We start from the raw sequence: 20208 nt of genomic DNA, 5'->3' as shown, positions 1-20208 counted from the left end.
TTTATAAAGATAAATATTAAGAGTGTAAAAATGAATAAATCAATGGCAATGTTTAGATACAGTTTTTTTACATCACTTATTTTGTTCTCATTTAACTCTTTTGCAGAGGATTATTTTGATCCTGCATTACTGGATGGACAATTAGGTGCATCTGCAAATGAAATTGATTTAAGCCAATTTTCACAAAAAGATGCGTTACCTGAAGGTGAAATATCTTTGTTAGTTTATGTCAATAATAATAACAATGGTGAGTTCATCATTAATTTGGTAAAAGGGCCTAATAATAAAGTAGTACCTGAAATAACTCGAGGATTATTAGATAAGTTAGGTGTTAATACTAAGGTGATACCTAAGTTAAATATGTTAAAAAGCGATCAGGTGATTTATGATATTAATGAATATATTCCTGATGCATTAATAAAAGTAAATTTATCAGAATTAAAACTAATTACTAGTTTTCCTCAAATTGTTATGTCTAATGATGCCGTTGGCTATATTGATCCCGCCTCTTTTGATAGTGGTGTTTCTGCCATGTTTATAAATTATATGTTTAGTGGAGGGCATTCTTCTAACGATAGCCATTTTGATAAAATTAATAATAATGGAAAACAAAAAAATGATAATTTCTTTGCTCAACTAAGAACCGGTTTTAATCTTTATGATTGGCGTTTACGTTCGACAATGACACAGACGTATACCAGAAATTCAAATAATGTAGAGACTCAAAGTAATAATAGTAATAAATTTTCTAATACCTATCTTTCTCGTAATCTTTATTCTTTACGGTCGGAATTTATTATTGGTGAAACTACAACCGGAAATGATGTCTTTGATAGTATACCAATGAAAGGTATGCGTTTAGTTTCTAACGAACAGATGTTGCCAGCGAGTCAACAAGGTTTTGCTCCAGATGTGAGTGGGATTGCTCAATCTAATGCGCAAATTACTATCCGACAAAATGGGAATGTCATTTATCAAACTTATGTTGCACCCGGCGCATTTAAAATAACCGATCTTTACGCGAGTGGTTCAGGAGGGAACTTGGATGTCACAGTGAAAGAAGAAGATGGTTCAGAAAGGACATTTACAGTTGCTTTTTCATCATTACCCGTAATGTTAAGACCGGGTGGTTGGAAATATGAAATTAGTACTGGGCGATTTGATGGTGGCACAACGGTTGGTTCTAAAAAAGCAGATTTTCTGCTTGCTAGTGGTATTTATGGTTTACCTCATGATGTCACTCTTTATGGTGGGTTATTAGGTGCGAAAGATTATTATGCTATTTCTTCTGGGATAGGAATTTCATTAGGTAATTGGGGGGCTCTGTCTACAGATATCACACATGCTCATGCTGACTTTAATACAATAGGCTCCCAAAATGGGCAATCTTATCGATTCCGCTATTCTAAGAATATGACCACGACAGGAACCTCTGTTGACTTAACTGCATTACGTTTTTCAACTAAAGATTATTACGATTTTAATCAATTTAATACTGAAGATTATCGGTTAAAAGATGGTACTTCACCGTGGTTAGGTGAACGAGAAAAAAGTCGTTTTACAACGTCATTATCACAATCATTAGGTCAGTACGGTAGTATTTATTTATCTGGTAGCCGTTATAATTATTGGGAACAAGATAAGAATGTTACTCAACTTACGACAGGATATAATGGCAATATTCGTGGTATTAACTTTGGCGTTAATTACAGTATTGATAGAATAAAATCAGATGATAGCTGGCCTGAAAATAGGCAAATTAGTTTTAATGTGAGTGTTCCATTTAGTGTGTTTAGTCATTCGCCTGCGCTCAGCAATTTTAATAGTACTTACATGATAAACCATGATAATAATGGAAGAACTAACCAGCAAGTCGGATTATCTGGTAGTGCATTTGATAACTCCTTATCTTATGGTATTTCTCAATCTTGGGCTAACCAAGGCCAATCTAATAATGGCTCAGTATATGCTAATTATTCAGGTAACTACGGTACATCCTCTCTAAATTATAATTATTCAAGTGACTACTATAATGTTAATGGCAGCATGAATGGTGGTTTGCTTTTACATTCAGGTGGTTTATTGCTAGGTAGAAGTATGGGCAATAGTATGGCCATTGTTGAAGCGCCTGGAGCAAAAGGTACTGAATTAAGTTCAGGAAATGGTGCGATTAATGGACAGGGATATGCGTTATCACCGTATCTTACAGAATATCGCCAAAACACAATTGCATTAAATGTAAATACATTGCCTGATAATACGACTCTACAATCCACATCTCAAAATGTAGTTCCGACAAAAGGCGCTATTGTTAAGGTTACCTTTAAAACAAAGATTGGTTTCCAGGCTATTTTAAATCTTTCTCAGAATAAAAGTGTTATCCCATTTGGCGCTATTGCTACGTTAATTGATGCTGATAATCCTAATGATTTGAATACAGGTATTGTTGGTGAAAATGGCCAGCTTTATATGAGTGGACTTCCTGATAATGGCAAGTTGTTAGTGAAATGGGGTAATAAAAATCAGCAAAGTTGCAGCGTTTCATATACTGGCTTAAGTAATATTGAAGTCAATAGCAAGCAACCAATAAGAATTTTATCTCTTTCTTGCCAATAAAAAATAATCCTTATTTTATAGGTGGATGCATAACAATGAAAATGCGTAATTTAATGATGGCATCACTAACTTCAGTATTAATGACTTCGTCATTTAATGTTTTAGCTGGAACAGATAGGGGGGCTATGACATTAAGCTTAACTGGGGTGATTGATATGAATATTAGCCCTACACAAGTTCAATATATAAATGGTACATTGACTGGGAATAGTAGTTTTCCTGGGAGTCCTGTTTATGATAATAGCAGTAACTCTTCTTGGGATACTAAGTATGCGATTATTTCATTAAGTCAGTCAAAAACGAGATGTGATTCTACATTTGTTTCTAAAATTCCAGGGCAAACTAATAAATACGGTCTAAAATTAACGCATTCCAATAATACAAGTACGGCAGTATATGTAACACCACAATTTAACTTCAATGTCAGTTTATCTAATTTTAGTTCTAATTATCAAAGTGCTTATTCGGGGCAATTTTTTCAGGTGAATAGTAGTCTCGTTGATAAAGAATCATCTAGCATTAATGTATGTTTTGTGCCACATAATTATGCAACGACAACAGTTCCTGGTGGTGGCTCAAAAGTTGTTAGTGTTACAACACCAAGTTCATTTCCTGTTTATATTGATGCTAATTTAACGCCAGGTAAGTTAACGTATAAAGGCACTCCTTTTTATGTAGGTAGTTTTGGTCGGAGTGCTAGTGGTGACTTTTTTTCACAAGTTAACGTAATTGCTGATGTAACAGTAAAACGTTCTTGTGCTGTTACTGGCGTATCTAATCAACAAATTAATGAAAATATGACATTTACAAATGAAGTCATTAAAGACTCTGTATTTACATTATCCTGTGGGGGGACAGGTAACCCTGTAAATATGTCAGCGGTGATTAAAGAGGGAAGTTTAGACCCAAGTAATGTAAATAAATTAGTCTTAGCACCTATTAATGGCACTGTATCTAACAAAAAGCCTTGGGTTATAGGATTGCCTTATAAGCAAACTTCAACACCGAATTTAACGTGTGCTGATGAAAATAATAACAACTTATTAAAGTTCAATAATACAGATATTGAGTTAAGTGGAACCAATATGGGGAATAATCAACCTGATATATTTGGTATCAAATGGGCTCTTTGCAAACCAGAAGGTACAAAAGCAGGTGAATATCGCGGTAAAGTGGATGTGAATATTTTTGTCCGTGGATAAAGATAGAGGTTTAAAAAAGAAAAAATGGATCTTAGGATCCATTTTTTTATGGAAGATATTTTTATTTCTATTGATTTAATTTAAGATTTTATTTTAACTCGAATAAATATTTCAATAATAAATAAATTATTTTAATTCAAGTTATTTAAACTAAATAAATGGCTATGTTTTAATTCAAAGTGAAATTTATTTTAATTTTTATAATTAATTAAGATTAACATTAATTAATTTATTAAGTAATTTTTGTGATTATATAAGGCTAATATTTTAACATAGGTTGATTTTTTTAATCTTTATATTGTCAAAGTTACGGTATTTTATTTGTTATTCATTTTTTGATATTTACTTTATATACTTTAATATCAATAATGTTAAAGATTAGATGTATCCTAAATACAATTAAAATCACACACTCTGTTTATTTTACAATATGAAAAAAATTATACTCTTTTTAAATTTATGGGTGTTTTTTACACTATTTAATACTCCCATATCTTCAGCGGATGCTTCTGAAAAAGCGACTGAAATATTTAATCAGCAACAACAGCATAATCAAAGCCAGCAAGAGGCACTTTATCAACAACTCACGCCTGAAACACCTAATATACATTTTGATATGAGCCAATACACAGGACGAGAAAATAATACAGAGGATAAACTCTGTTTTAGTATTGAACATATTGAAATAACAAATAAAGAAGTTATCCCTCACTGGGTTAATTTATCTCTATTTAAAGTGGAATTTATAGGGCAATGTTTAGGTATAAAAGGAATAAATACCTTAGTGACTCGTATGCAAAATCGGTTATTAATGCATGGGTGGATCACCACGCGTATTGTTGTACCTGAACAAGATATTAGTCGTGGAACATTATATTTAACGATAGTACCCGGTATTATTCGTCATGTTAAATTTACCGATGATTCTGATAAATACGCGTTACTTTATACCAGTATGCCTGCACATAAAGAACAATTACTTGATTTGCGTGATATTGAACAAGGGTTAGAGAACCTGCAACGATTACCCGTTGTGAGTGCTGAAATGGAAATTAGGCCAAGTGAAAATGTAGGTGAAAGCGATATAGTGATAAAGCGAAAACAATCACGTTTTTGGCACGCTTCATTATGGGTAAATGACGCAGGATCGCCAGCAACAGGACGTTATCAAGGTGGCTTGATGCTAGCATTAGATAATCCTTTTGCATTAAGTGATCTATTCTATTTATCAACAGAACGTGATTTAGATTTTGTTGGTAGTAAAAATAATCAAAATATAATGGTCCATTATTCAGTACCTTATGGATATTGGCTATTTGATATTAATGCCTCTAAATATGATTATTCCCAAACAGTTGCAGGCCATATTAAAGATATTCTCTATTCAGGAGAAAGTGACAGTGTTAATGCAGGTGTGTCATACACACTTTTTCGTAATCAAAGTAGTAAAACGACATTACGTTATGGTGTTCAAGCTAAAGTATTACGAAATTATGTTGATAACACTGAAATTGAAATTCAACGCCGACGGGTTAGCCATTGGTTAATGAATTTTTCACATCGCCAATATTTTAGCTTTGGCACTTTTGAAGGTAGTGTGAATTATCAAAAAGGAACTCGTTGGTTTGGCTCTGTTGCCGCTTATGAGGAAGCGTATTTTGATAATGACTATGCAACAGATAAAGCGGGTATTTTGACATGGCGTGCAGAATTAGATATCCCCATATCTATTGCTCAACAGCAATTTAAATACCAAGCAAGTTATCGTAAACAAATGACGCATAATGCATTAACACCCATTGATCAACTCGCAATTGGAAATCGTTGGACTATTCGCGGATTTGATGGTGAAAGAACACTTAGTGCGAATGAAGGTTGGTATTTACAAAATACATTAAGTTGGCGATATCCTATGTCAGAGCAATTTATTTATCTTGGTGCAGATTATGGTGAGTTAAAAACAAATACGGATAATCCTCGCTTATTAGGTAAACATCTTGCAGGTGGTGTTATCGGTATAAAAGGCTCGTTATTTTCATCCACAATAAAATATGATTCGTTTATTGGCACGCCATTATCTAAACCTGATGGCTTTAAAACGGATCATGTTAATTTAGGATTTAGTATTAATTTTAATTATTAAAATACAGAATTAACTCAAATATTAAATAAAAAATAATAATTAAATGAAATTTTATTGTCTTTTTGACAAGGAACTTACACATGAATAAATTATGTTATCGTATTATTTATAATCGTACTCGACAATTAATGGTTGTCGTTTCTGAATTAACAAAATCTAGCGGTGAAAACAGTAAACGAAATAGTATTTTTTCATCACCTATTCGAACATCACTTAATAGTGTCGCTTTTATTCTATTGGTGATGCAGGGATTAGTGAGTTTTTCAGCACAAGCGAGTCAAATTATTGCTGATCAACACGCGCCTCAAAATCAACAAGCAACAGTATTACAGACAAGTAATGGGCTTGCTCAAGTTAATATTCAGCAACCGAATCAACATGGTGTTTCACGTAATCAATTTACGCAGTTTGATGTTGATAATAAAGGTGCAATTTTAAATAACAGTCTGCAAGATACACAAACTCAATTAGCGGGCATGGTAACGGGTAATCCTTGGTTAGTTAAAGGTGAAGCTAAGGTTATTTTAAATGAAATTAATAGCCAAAATCCGAGTCAATTAAATGGCTTTATTGAGGTCGCAGGTCAACGTGCTGAAATTATTATTGCGAACCCAGCAGGGATCAGTTGCCAAGGTTGTGGCTTTATTAATGCAGTAAATACCACATTAGTTGCGGGAAATGCATTAACGCAAGATGGTGCAATCACAGGATATGAAATTAATAATGGTAAAATTGTTATTTCAGGAAATGGATTAAATGATACAGCGAGTGATTACACACGTATTTTAGCGCGAGCAGTAGAAATTAACTCACGACTTCAAGCTAATAAATTAGAAATTACCACAGGTAAAAATAGATTAGATAATGAAGGCAATATTATTAATCAAGATGATAAAGCTGAAAAACAAACTGACTATGCCATTGATGTTGCACTGGTTGGGGGGATGTATGCCAATAAAATAAAACTTATTGGTACGGAACATGGTGTGGGTGTACATAATGCAGGGGAAATTGGTGCCGATATTGGTGGTTTAACACTTAATAATAATGGGCAATTGGTGAATAGTGGAAAGATCCAATCTCATTCAGCATTAGACATAAAAACAGTGAGCCTTAATAATCAGGGATCTCTCGTTGGTCAGCAAGATTTAACGGTTACTGTCGAAAGCCATTTAGCAAATAGTGGGACTTTACAAGCTAAAAATAATATTCAAATCGATGCAAAAGGAACGGTTTCTCAAACTACAACAGGTAAATTCCTTGCACAAGAAAATATTCAACTTGAGGCTGAAAATTATTTAGCAGAGAAAAAAAGCCAGTTAGGTGCTGGCGTTAATCATCAAGGTGATATTTTAAAACCCGCAACGATGACATTAAATATAAATAATGAATTAAATTCTGCGGGTCAACATTTAAGTGGTCGCGATATTACATTTAATGCTAAGAGTATTGATCTTTCAAAGAGTCATACTCAAAGTAAATCGTTGCAAGTAAAAGCGACAGAAGGCCACGTTATTTCTGATTCAGCTCAAGTTAATGCTGAAAAAATAGTGCTTGATGCGGGTACTTATATCTCAAATCGCCACGGTGAAATTAAAGGTGATACTATTTCACTTACGGCACCTCAATTGATTGATAATGCCAAGGGGAAAATTACACAAACAGGCTCTCGTGAATTATCTTTCAATACGAATGTGTTAAATAACCAACAGGGTGAAATTAATACAGAAGGTGTGCTGAACTTTAAACACAAAACGTTGAATAATAAAGAAGGAAATATTCAAAGTTTAGGTAACCAGTTAATAATAAATACAACAGAACTTAATAATCAAAAAGGGATAATTTCTTTACCTAAACAAGGGCAAATAGTAATAGAAACTAATCATCTTTCTGGTAAAGACGGAACATTATTATCAGCAGGTCACTTATCTCTACAAAGCCAACAGCTTGATTTAGAAGAAGCAACAACGCAGGCTGAGAATATTACTATTACTGCGATCAATTTGAATCATGACGATGCGACCTTAAAGCAAACCGGTGATAAAGCAACAGTGATTACAGTTGAAGAAACACTCAGTAATCAACGTGGTAAAATTCAAACTCAAAACCAATTAACGCTTGAAGCGAATATAATCAATAATAATCAAGGTGAAATCAGAACATTAAATAATGATCTTGTTATAACAACACAACAAAATTTGATTAATACTGAAGGTAAGTTAATTGCAGCTACCGACAATAAAATAGAAGTGGGTCAATTAGATAATTCAAAAGGTCTTATACAGGCTGAAAAAAATATTTCATTAACCTCAAAGAATGAATTGAATAATCAAACAGGTAAGATTATTACGCTTGATAACAGCCAAATTCAAGCAGATCGATTGAACAATCAGCAAGGTGAAATGGGGGCTAATACATTAAGTATAACCTTAAGTAATGAGGCGAATAATAAGAAAGGCATTATTGTTGCCCAAGATACGCTCCATTTTACAGCAAAAGGTATTGATAATAGCGAAGGCAGTATTCAATCTGAAAGCAACATGTGGATTGATACCAGAGGGAATGTATTAAATAATCAAAATACCCAGCACTCAGGTGGTATAAATAGCCGTACTGCATTGAATTTACTAACGGGAAATATCAATAATACGCAAGGTTTTATTAATGCTAGAAAAACCATTGATTTACGGGCTAAAACAGTCAATAACCTAAAAGGTCAAATAGTAACTGAGGAGAATTTTACGGCTAAGACCCAAGGTTGGGATAATACTTCAGGGTTAATTAATGCGTTAAATGTTGCAATTAATACTCATAAACAAAAGCTTATTAACCGAGATACACAAGATAATCAAGGTATTCAGGCGAGTCAAAAACTAGAATTAAATACAGGGGCTTTAGATAACTATAAAGGTGATATTAGCGGAACAACTGTATTGTTAACAACAGACGGATTAGATAACGGGCAAGGTATTATTGATGGAAAAACGTTAGATCTGAATACAGGTAAATTTACCTTAATTAACCAAGCTGGAAAAATAAGCTTAACTGAAGGTGCAGATTTAAAAACGGGTGAAATTAATAATCAACAAGGTTTGATTATTACAGGTAAAGATTTAACGATTAATAGCCATCAGCAAATAATTGATAATCGTGAGACAAAAAAGAGTGGTGGTATTGTTAGTCAAGGTAAATTGACACTAGAAAGTGGAGAACTTGATAATCTACAAGGGCAAATTCTTGCTAAGCAAGCAATAAATTTAACAACCCAAGTCGTAAAAAATAATGCAGGCAAAATTGCTAGTGAGTTATCGAGTTTAACACTTAAAGGATTATTGCTAGATAATACTCGAGGTCATCTTTTTTCTCCTCAAAATTTACTATTAACATTAAGTGATAAACTGACTAATGGTTATACCAAAGAAAGTAACCAAGGTATTGAAGCCCAAGGTTCATTAACCATCACGAGTGGAAATATTGACAGCACTAACGGGCGTATTGTTTCTGGTGAAAAATTCATATTAGAAAGTAATGAAATTATCAATCAACAAGGAATTTTAGGTAGTTTAAATAATCATTTATCTATTACCAGTAAAGCAATAAACAATAATGATGGTTCTATTACTGCTCATGATATTACCATTAATACACAAGGCGCACGTTTAAGTAATCAGAGCCAGCAAGGCAGTAGTCAAATTTTTAGTAAGCATAATCTTACAATTGAAAGTGGTGCGATAGATAACACTAAAGGTAAATTGATTGGTCAAAATACAATTAGTATTACAAATAATGAAAATCTAAATAACTTACAAGGTCAAATATCAAGTGCTCACTCTTTAGAGATAACAACAAAAAACTTAAATAATGCTCAAGGACAGATTTCTGCAAATAAAGCGATCACAGTGACCTCGGGTAATCATATCGATAATACAAAAGGAAAAATCGAAGGGCACGATAGTGTTACGATCGAAAATAATGGCCAATTTAATAATACATTAGGTCAAGTTATTGGGAAAAATAGTGTTAGTCTTTTATCAAAGGGTGATTTAATTAACTACAAAGGGCGTTTAGGGAGTGAAAAATCATCCGTAATTCTAAATACCTATCAAATTGATAATCGTTATGGCGTTATTTCAGCACAAGACACTTTAGCATTAGATACGAATAAATATGGTATTAATAATGCTGACACTAGCCAAAGCGGTGGCATTGTTAGCCAAAAGAATATTACCTTAAAAAGTGGTAAATTCAATAATGAAAAAGGGCATTTAATTGCTAAAACTGATCTGATTATTGATACTCAACAGCAAAAAATAATTAATCATGATGGGGTTGTTTCTGCTGACAATGGCCTATTAACAATAAATTCAAATGCTATAAATAATGTATCTGGATTGATTTATTCTTTTAAGAATATGCTTATTAATACTCAAGGTCATGATATTGATAACAGTGATACTAAAAATAATAAAGGTATTCTAACTAAAGGTAACTTATTATTAAATTCAGGTAATATTCTTAATCTTCAAGGTAATTTAAGTGCTGAGGGTTTAGCAAAGATCACTTTTAATGAGTTAAATAATGAACAAGGAAAATTGGCGAGTCTGCAAAAAGAGCTAACCGTAACAGGAAATCAGCTTAATAATAACAAAGGGTTAGTCTACTCATCAGAAAAATTAAAAATAACACTAGAAAAGACGCTAAATAATAACGAAACCGTTGGTGAACTAGGTATTGTTAGTCATGGTGATATTGAAATTACCGCGAAAAATTTTGATAATCAACAGGGGCGTTTGATCGCCAAGAAAGATAATCAATTATCTTTTAATGAAATTGATAATCAACAAGGCACAATAGCGAGCCAAGCTGGGAAACTAATAGTAAACAGCCAATCATTATTTAATTCTTCAGGGTTAATAAGTGCTTTTTCCTTATTGGATATTAATACCCATAAACAGAAAATAAATAACCATCAAGGCGTAATAGTGAGTCAGTCTGATAATATTACGATTAAAAGTGGTGAAATAGTTAATGATGCGGGCTTAATTACGGGAATAAGTAATCTAGATATCAACACCCATGAGCAATATCTTGATAATAGCCATACTAAAGAGAGTGGCGGTATTGTTAGTAAAGGAGAATTAACAATTCATGTTGGTGATCTTATTAATGAAGATGGAAAGATAATATCGACGACAAAACAATCTCTTTTTGCTCAAAATATTAATAACAAAAAAGGGAAAATTGGGAGCCTACAAGACGATGTTTCTATTGACAGTCTGGCTGTTAATAATCAAAGCGGATTAATTAGTGCTAAAAATGATTTAACGATTGAGACTCAAGGTAATGAGTTTGATAATAGTCATACCTTATCTAATGCTGGGGTGATTAGCCAAGGTTCACTTAATTTATTTACGGGAAAATTAAATAATCAATCTGGATATCTATTTTCTGCAAAATCACTATTACTTAACAGCCTTGGACTAAATAATCAAAATGGTGAAATTGCCAGTCAATCTAATGGCCTTAAATTAGTAACACAAGCACTAAATAATCAAAAAGGGACACTCTATTCGGCGGCTTCTTTCACATTAGATACTCAAGGAAATCAATTAGATAATAGCCAAACCTTGACCAAAGGTATTATTAGTAAAGGTACATTGATATTAAAAACGGGTGATATCATTAATACCCAAGGACGATTGGTTTCGGATGATAACGTCAATATCACAAGTGGTAAACTGATTAATAACCAAGCACAGCTAGGCAGTAAACAGGGTGAATTAAATCTTATCACAACAGAAATTGAAAATATAAAAGGTGTTATTACTGCTGAACATGATTTAGTGATTAAAACCCAACAACAAAAAATTAATAACCAAAATGGAACAATAAGCACATTAGCAAAATTAGTCATTAATAGTGGAAGTTTGTTCAATCAATTTGGAAAAATTGCATCTAATCAACATGCTGATATTACCGCAAAGCAACTTGATAATACAAAAGGTACAATAGCGAGTAATAATGACACGCTCAAATTACAAGCAAAAGATGTTAATAATCATCAAGGATTAATTTATGCTGAGAAAGCATTAACAATTCATGCGGATGGCGCGTTAACTAACACTGATAACAAAGCAACAGCAGGTATTATTGCTAAAGATAATCTTAATCTGAAAATTAAACAACTTGATAATCAGGCAGGATTAATTTCAGTAGCCGCTAATCTAGACCTAACGAGTCCTGAAAAAATCAATAATCTATTGGGATTAATCACCGTTGGGCAAAAAGTAGAGCTAACCACCTCCCAATTAAATAATTTCCAAGGAAAAATTTCATCAATTGGTTTGTTAAAAATAAATCATGCGGATTCTCTGCTTAATAATCGCGAAGGTAGTTTAGTTTCTTCTGATAATATTTGGCTAAAAAGTGGCATATTAGATAATCAACAAGGATATATTACAGCAGGCGATGCTGTAACAATTAACAGTGCTGATTTACAAAATCATAAAGGGACATTATACGCAAAATCAATTTTAAAAATTGATGCTCAAAAACTGGATAATACGGAAGGATTATTACAATCTGATAATCAGCTATCAGTAAATACAAATAAAAAAACATTAATCAATACTAAAGGTAGTGTGATTAGTGGTACTGAAACACAATTAGATATTGGTACCTTAAATAATCAAAAAGGGCATATTCAATCAATTGAAAAACTTGATATTCAATTAAATCAACAAGCGTTAGATAATCAACAAGGCACATTGTTATCTAAAAAAGATCTGGTTATTAAGGGTGATAGCGTCAATAACAAGAAAGGGCATATTGTCACTGGAAATAATGCCAATATTACGTTAGCGCAAAGTTTTAATAACCAATTAGGACAAGTTCAATCTCAAGGCTTGTTAGTCCTCAATACTCAGAAGTTGGATAACCAACAAACTCAAAATGATGAGTTAGGGCTAAAGGCAAGTAATATTCGTATTTCAACTGATGAACTTCTTAATCATCAAGGTATTATTCAGGCGAGTGAATTATTAACATTAACACCAACGGAAAAACTAAATAATCAAAGTGGTTTGATTTCCGCTAATGAATTGACCATTGCGGGATCATCAAAAAATAATTTAGCTATTGATAATAAAAAAGGGTTATTAGCAGCAACGACACAGCTTCGTTTATGGGCTGAAAATTTAACGGGTGATGGTGATGTTATTTCGGCAGGTAAAAGTGAAATTCAGCTCAAAAGTGCGTTTGTATTAGATAAAAATGCCACAATTAAAGCTCAGGACTCATTAATACTTTCTTCAGAACAAGAAATTGATAACCGTGGATTTATTTATGCTGGTAATCAACTTTCACTTCAAGCAATGAACTTTACCAATCATGAGCCTATAAAAAATAATGAGGTAATACCGACTCGTATTGCAAGAAGCCCTGATAATAATGACAAGTATAATGGTGAAATTAGTGCCAAGCATTTAACAATTACTGTTTCAGATAATCTGTACAATACAGGGTTGATTGATGCCTTTGGAGGTAAACTTTCCTTAACTGCAACGACAATCTATAACCAAGTTGGTGGCCGTATATATGGCGATAATATTTATATAAAAAGCCAACGATTAGATAATAATGCAGAATTTGATGAAATTGCACCTGTATTAGCCTCTCGTGAAAATTTACAACTTTTCAGTAATACGATAAATAATCGTAATCATGCTTTGATTTATAGTGGCGATGACATGGTAATTGCTGGGTTTGATACCGAAAATCCGCAAAAAAGTATCGCGGCTGATGTTCTTAATAATGAAAGTGCTTCAATTGAAGCCAGTGGCAATTTATTTGCTCATATTTCAGAAATTAATAACCGTGATCTCTATTTAAAAATAAGTGATCCCGAAAAAGTGTCTGAAGTTCCAATGTATCAATTTGGTGTTGATTACAGTAGTGATAAATTTGACGCTGATGATGAAAAAATCGGGTACAACATAAACACTCGTGAACATTTATTACATGTTAATGGTAGACAATATAAAGATTTTTATGAATTTAAATATAATATCATTACCGAAGAATCTAAATTATTACACCGTGATCCTGCATTAATATTAGCGGGTAAGGATATTACACTAAAAGGTGATAATTTAAACAATATAGACAGTCATATTATTGCAGGTGGAAAACTGATTATTGATGGAATGCATATTAATAATCAGGAAACAGCTGGGCAACATATTGAATACCACGAAGGAACAGCAATACAGCATAAACGTCCAGGTAAGCGTAAGGCTGGACGTAAGAAAAAAAGCAGTTCGACTTCAAGTACTCAATATGGGCCATTTGAGGTAGTGACTGATTTGCCATTGGGCTTATTAGAATATAAAGAAAACAGCAATCAAACGTCAGATAAACGTCCTGAGGCAAGTGAAACTAATGAAGTTATTATATCGACTAAACCAAAGTTTGGTCTTTTAAGTATTAAAGAAAAAAGTGTTGATGTTCATACTGAAAATATTGCCTCTATTACATTAGATAAAGGCACCGAAAAATTAGTTAATGAATTGTCGTTAACACAACATCAAGATGATTTATTATCTGAACAGAATGATTTTATCTTATCAGGGCAGACAGAAACCAAAAAACTAGATGGAACTATTGAGCAAAAAACGGCTGAAAATAAAGTTTTAAAAGTAGGTGATGACGTATCTATTACTGAAATTAAACAGACTGAAATTAATCAGCCAAATTTAACCCTACCTGAAATAAAACAGGTAGATAAACAGCCTTTAGTGCAACAGCCTATTGGTAAAATTATTACAGTACCTCAATTGGATAAACCGATAGAAAATAAAAATATTGAGGTTAATATTCAAACAATAGCGCCAATATTGAAATTACCTGAAAATCGTTTATTTAACTTAAATAAAGGAACCGATAGCCAATATATTGTTGAAACAGACTCTCGTTTCACCAATAAAAGAGCGTGGTTAAGTTCAGATTATATGCAAAATGCGCTCTCGATTGATCATAATAATACGCATAAACGCATTGGTGATGGATTTTATGAGCAACGCATAGTCCGCGATCAAATTATCCAATTGACCGGAAATCAATATTTAGACGGGCACAATGATAATGAACAGCAATATCATGCATTGATGGATGCAGGTATTCGCTTTAGTGAAGAGTTTGGTATTAAACCGGGTGTAACGCTAACAGCAGAGCAAATGGCCATGATCACGGCTGATATGGTGCTATTAAGCAGTAGGGAAATCACTCTACCCAATGGTTCTGTTGAAAAAGTGTTGGTACCACAAGTTTATGCCAGAGTATTACCGGGTGATTTACAAAATAGTGGTGCATTGCTTTCAGGTAGCGAAGTTATTTTAAATAATATTCCAGAGCTGAAAAACCAAGGAACTATTTTAAGTAAAAATGGATTACAGGCATCAACAGATAATTTAATAAACCAAGGCCTTATAAAAGGAAAAACCGTTGATTTAACCGCGTTACACGATATTAAAAATGAAGGTGGTCAAATTGCAGGGCAAAGTCGTGTTAATTTGCAAGCGGGTCATTCTCTTATTAGTACCGCAACAACAAAGGGTGACGAAGTTAATCAATGGATAAATCGTGGTGCTGCCATTTATTTAACAGAGCCTGATGGTGAGATTGCATTAAAGGCAACACGTAACTTAGAACTGACGGCAACAGATATTTTAGCCGGTGGTCATAGCCAAGTTTTATTAAATGCAGGTGAAAATATTGAGTTAGGAACTATCAATACGGTTCGCCAAGAAAATATAGATTGGGATAGTAAAAACTATCTGCATAAAACCACGCAAGAAGAGGTAGGCTCTCGCCTTTATGGGGGGGATATTGCATTGCAATCGGGTGAAGATATTCATCTTACAGCAACAGATATTCAAGCCACGGGACTGTTAGGATTACATGCAGGAAATGATATTTCGCTAAAAAGCGGGTACTCCTCAATTGATCAAATTGCCCATAGTGTCACAAAAGATAAATCGTTTGGTTCATCGGAAACACGCACTACACATGCTGAAATTCATCATAAACAAGCAACAGGCTCTCTATTAAAAGGGAATGAAATTTCGGTTTCTGCGGGCAATAATTTAACGGCACAAGGTAGTGAAATTATTGCGACACAAGATATTAATCTTGATGCCGGTCATCAATTATCACTAACAACGGCACAAGAATTAGAGTTTCAATCTTATGAAGAAAAGATCAAAAAATCAGGAATTGGCGGTACTGGGGGGATTGGTTTTACTGTCGGGAAATCAACCTTTGAACAGCTGAATAACAGTGATGCGATTACCTATAAAGGCAGTGTAATCGGCAGTACTGAGGGTAATATTCGTATAAATTCGGGTGATAATCTCACTATAGATGGCAGTGAAATGATTGCCAAAAAGGAGATATCTCTTACTGGGGATTCTGTTGATATTTCTTCTTCTGAAAATAGCTATACCGAATTAAGTCGAACTAAAAGTAAACAAAGTGGTGTGACGGTTGCCCTAAGCGGTACGGCAGGAAGTGCTATCAATGGCGCTATTGCGGGATACAAAGCTGCCAAAGAAACTGACGATAGCCAAATTAGTACCTTACAAAGTATCAAAGCTGGGCTTTCTGGTGCTCAAGCAGTGGGTGCTGTGGCGTTAGATAATGCCCAATCAGGTACAGATAATGAAAGCACAACGTTAATTGGCGCTAATGTTGCTTATGGTAAAAGTTCTTCTGGATCAGAAACCATACACCAACGAAATATTGCTCAAGGCAGTAGTTTAAGTGCAGGTGAAAACCTCGCTATCACCGCAACAGGTAAAGAAACCGGTAATATCACTGTTACGGGCAGTGAACTGCAAGCTGGCAACGATCTCTCGTTGATTGCTACCCGTGATATCACCTTACAGTCGGCAAAAAATCAAGAAACAACAGATAGTAAAAACGAAAGTAAAAGTGCGTCTGTTGGCGTTGGTGTGACGGTGGGCTCTGGCGGTGTTGGCGTTAATATTAATGCCAATGGTAGCCGAGGTAAGGGGTTTGAAGAGGGGGATCATACTTATTACACCAATACCACGTTGAATGCAGGGCAAACACTCACCTTACAAAGCGGTCAAGATACAACCCTAAAAGGCGCACAAGCTCAAGGTGATAAAGTTATTGCGAAAGTGGGTGGGGATTTACACCTTGAAAGCCAGCAATCCATTGATGACTACAAATCGAAGCAATCGAGTGAAAGTGTGGGTGGTAGTGTCAATGTGATGGGCACACCGGGAGGTTCAGCCAATATCTCGTTTAGTCGCGATAAAATGGACAGTAAATACCGTTCAGTGGAAGAACAAACCGGCTTATTTGCAGGCAATCAAGGATTTGATCTTACCGTGGGTAAACATACCCAGCTTGATGGTGCGGTGATCAGCAGTAAAGCCGATGCAAAAAATAATCAGTTAGATACAGGTACATTAGGCTTTAGTGATATCCATAACTATGCAGAATATAAAGTTGAGCATCAATCTGGTGGTGTAAGTACTTCAGGTGGCGTTGAAGGGAATATGCTGGCGAATATGGGGCATGCATTAGCGATGGCAGGCAACCATAGTGACAGCGCTGAAAACACCACTCAATCTGCGGTATCACAAGGGACATGGACAGTGCGTGATAGCGACAATCAACAGCAAGATATCGCGCAATTAAGCCAAGATACCGATAATGCTCACAGCACGTTAAATAAAATCTTTGACAAAGAAAAAGAGCAAAATCGCCAACAAAAACAACAATTAGTGGGCGAAATTGGGGCGCAAGTTATCGACTTAGCCACCACGGTGGACACTATTCGTGGCACGAACCAAGCGAAAGCTGATTCAAAACTCGATAATCTTTCTGATACGGCTTACGACAATTTCTATCAAGCCCTTTCAGAAACCCACGATAACGTTACTGAACGTGATATTCAAAATCACCTCTTTCAGCAAGCATTACAGGATTATACCAACCAATCCGACTTTGGTACGGGCGGTAAATATACCCGTGCCATCCAAGCCATCACCGCATTTACGCAAGGTGTAATGGGCAACAATATTGTTACCGCGATTGCTAATGGTTCCGCGCCTTACCTTGCCAACGAAGTGAAAAACCAAATCCAAGGTAATAGTGTTGAAAGTGATATTCAGCGCACGATAGCTCATGGATTACTGAATGCCGGCCTTGCTCTAGCAAAAGGTGAGAATGCGCTGGTGCAAGCTTCTGGCGCAATGACAGGCGAAACGGTGGGTATTTTATCGCACTCATTTTATGGCAAAACCCCCGAAGAACTCACCGAAACTGAAAAGCAGAATATAAGTGCGTGGGCAACGTTAACTTCCGGTATTGTCGGCGGTTTAATCAGCGATAATAGCACAGGCGTTGCTAATGCCGCCCAAGCCGGGAAAGTGGTGGTTGAGAATAATGCGATAGGTGCTGCTAAGCCAATCATTAAAGGCCTAGAAAAGGGTTACGAATGGTGCATGAAAAATGCGACCTGTCGAAATGGTCTTATGCAATTAGGGGTAAATTTTGGTTTAACATCAGCGCAAATTCAAGAAGCCATGGATGCTGGAGCTGCTGCCAGAAATGGTGATATAAAAGCCATGAGGAACCTTTCACCGGAACAGGTTGCTTATATTGATGAACAAATAATTCATAACAAAGGGCTCGCAAGGTTAATATTTGGCTCTGAACCTTGGGGTGGTAGGCTTGGTATACCATCACATACTGGTGGTAATCAAATGCCAGATCAAGATAGGATTGATACGGGTGGCAATCAGATACCAGACCAAGGGCAGACTGATACTGGAGGAGATCAAATATCAGTCCAAATTTGGACTGATACTGGTGGTGACCAGATACCTAAACCAAGAGATAACTTGACAGAAACACCACTACCTGAAAAACCAACGTTAGATGATGTTGTTTATCTGGATAAGATCACTCAGAGTGAACATGAAATAGAAGATGCTCTGAAAAAGAATTTAGAAGCAAGTCAGAAAGGAAATGAATCTTCGAAGTTTGGTAATTATTTAACCAAAGAAGAACAAATATTTGCGACTAAGGCTCATCAAGAACTTATCAATGAAATAGGTAAGTTTAAATCTAATACTCAAGCTGAAAAAATTGCAACAATGATTGGTGCTTACGATTCTAAAACAGGTAAAACAGCCGTAGGATATAGCAATAAAGAAATTACTGCAGATTCGCTACATCCAACAACAGTAGACTATATTAAGAAACAGTTAGGAGTCGAAATAGGTGAGTTTACTCATTTTTGTAAAAATAAAGTTGGTGCATGTGCTGAGGTATCGGCGGCAGATTCATTGGTTCGCCAAGGTGCTAAACCTGGAAATATTAAATTTACTGATGCATTAAGACCTAAAGCATTTAGGCAAGCATCTAGTCAAGAGAATGGAAATTTAAACTCAGAAAAGATAATTATTGAAACATGTGATAATTGTAAAGTCACATGGCCAAAGGAAATAAAATAATGAATACATCAAACAGTCATTGGGAACCCGGTTTTGGTACTATTTATACTTGGTTTGCAATGGATAAAAATGGAAAGATAGCTGTAATGGTTAATAATTGCTGGGGTTGGTTACCTAACTCTCTTTTATCAATTAATAACTTTGAAAATTTATTAGATGAACTTAATGAATTTAAGTGGGAAGAATCAGAAAAATACACTACATATCCTGAAAATAAAAATGGAAAAACTATTCTTGATTTATACTCATCTCTTGTATATCGAGATTTCAAATATAGAGAAGATATTGAATATTGGGTAAATAGGCATCTTAGTGGAGAACTTAATGAAATTAATATGCCATCTAGAAAAGGCTTTTTTATATATCACGGTATAGAAGGGAATGTGGAAGGGGAAGATTATCCTGTTGGTTTTACTGGAAAAACTAAAATGGGTGATTATTTTAGGTACTTAGTACCAACGATATACGCTTCAATCTATGACTTTCCTGAAGAATTACGTCATGGAATAGCCGTTTCTGATACAGTAGATTTTACTCTCGATAAAGTATTGGATAACGATAAAATCAACAAGTATTTCCCGAAAATGTACACAAAGTAATAATATAACGGAGGAGATTTTAGCGTAATGCCGAGATCTCCTTAAGTTTTTATACCTACTCACTCCTTATCTGTTTGAGCAATGGGATGTTTTTGATA

Annotated in this window: 5 protein-coding genes; all 5 read left to right on the top strand. The window is 34.6% G+C overall.

The features are described from left to right. Positions 1–30: 30 nt before the first annotated feature. The 5 genes from INT39_RS03310 (at position 31) to INT39_RS03290 (ending at position 20110) form a co-directional block, all read left to right on the top strand. Positions 31–2616 (top strand): fimbria/pilus outer membrane usher protein, encoded by a 2586-nt coding sequence (locus INT39_RS03310; RefSeq protein WP_226893905.1) that lies wholly within the window; start codon positions 31–33, stop codon positions 2614–2616. A gap of 35 nt (positions 2617–2651) precedes the next feature. Continuing rightward, positions 2652–3818, top strand: coding sequence for a hypothetical protein (locus INT39_RS03305; RefSeq protein ID WP_193014336.1), 1167 nt, complete (start codon positions 2652–2654; stop codon positions 3816–3818). Positions 3819–4248: 430 nt separating this feature from the next. Continuing rightward, positions 4249–5961, top strand: a complete 1713-nt coding sequence (locus INT39_RS03300) for a ShlB/FhaC/HecB family hemolysin secretion/activation protein (RefSeq protein ID WP_193014337.1) — start codon at positions 4249–4251, stop codon at positions 5959–5961. Between the two features lie 80 nt (positions 5962–6041). Next, on the top strand, positions 6042–19511 hold the full coding sequence (locus INT39_RS03295) for a hemagglutinin repeat-containing protein (protein WP_193014338.1): 13470 nt from the start codon (positions 6042–6044) through the stop codon (positions 19509–19511). After that, the gene (locus INT39_RS03290; RefSeq protein WP_193014339.1) at positions 19511–20110 is read left to right on the top strand and encodes a hypothetical protein; all 600 of its coding nucleotides are present in this window, start codon (positions 19511–19513) and stop codon (positions 20108–20110) included. The genes INT39_RS03295 and INT39_RS03290 overlap by 1 nt, the downstream gene beginning before the upstream one ends. Positions 20111–20208 lie beyond the last annotated feature (98 nt).

This window comes from Pseudomonas sp. FME51 (genome assembly GCF_014897305.1).
This window is presented reverse-complemented; position numbering and strand designations above follow the sequence as displayed.

Bases quoted from the DNA above. Each gene is read 5' to 3' on its own strand.
- INT39_RS03310 (WP_226893905.1), top strand. From the start codon at position 31: ATGAATAAATCAATGGCAATGTTTAGATACAGTTTTTTTACATCACTT.
- INT39_RS03305 (WP_193014336.1), top strand. From the start codon at position 2,652: ATGAAAATGCGTAATTTAATGATGGCATCACTAACTTCAGTATTAATG.
- INT39_RS03300 (WP_193014337.1), top strand. From the start codon at position 4,249: ATGAAAAAAATTATACTCTTTTTAAATTTATGGGTGTTTTTTACACTA.
- INT39_RS03295 (WP_193014338.1), top strand. From the start codon at position 6,042: ATGAATAAATTATGTTATCGTATTATTTATAATCGTACTCGACAATTA.
- INT39_RS03290 (WP_193014339.1), top strand. From the start codon at position 19,511: ATGAATACATCAAACAGTCATTGGGAACCCGGTTTTGGTACTATTTAT.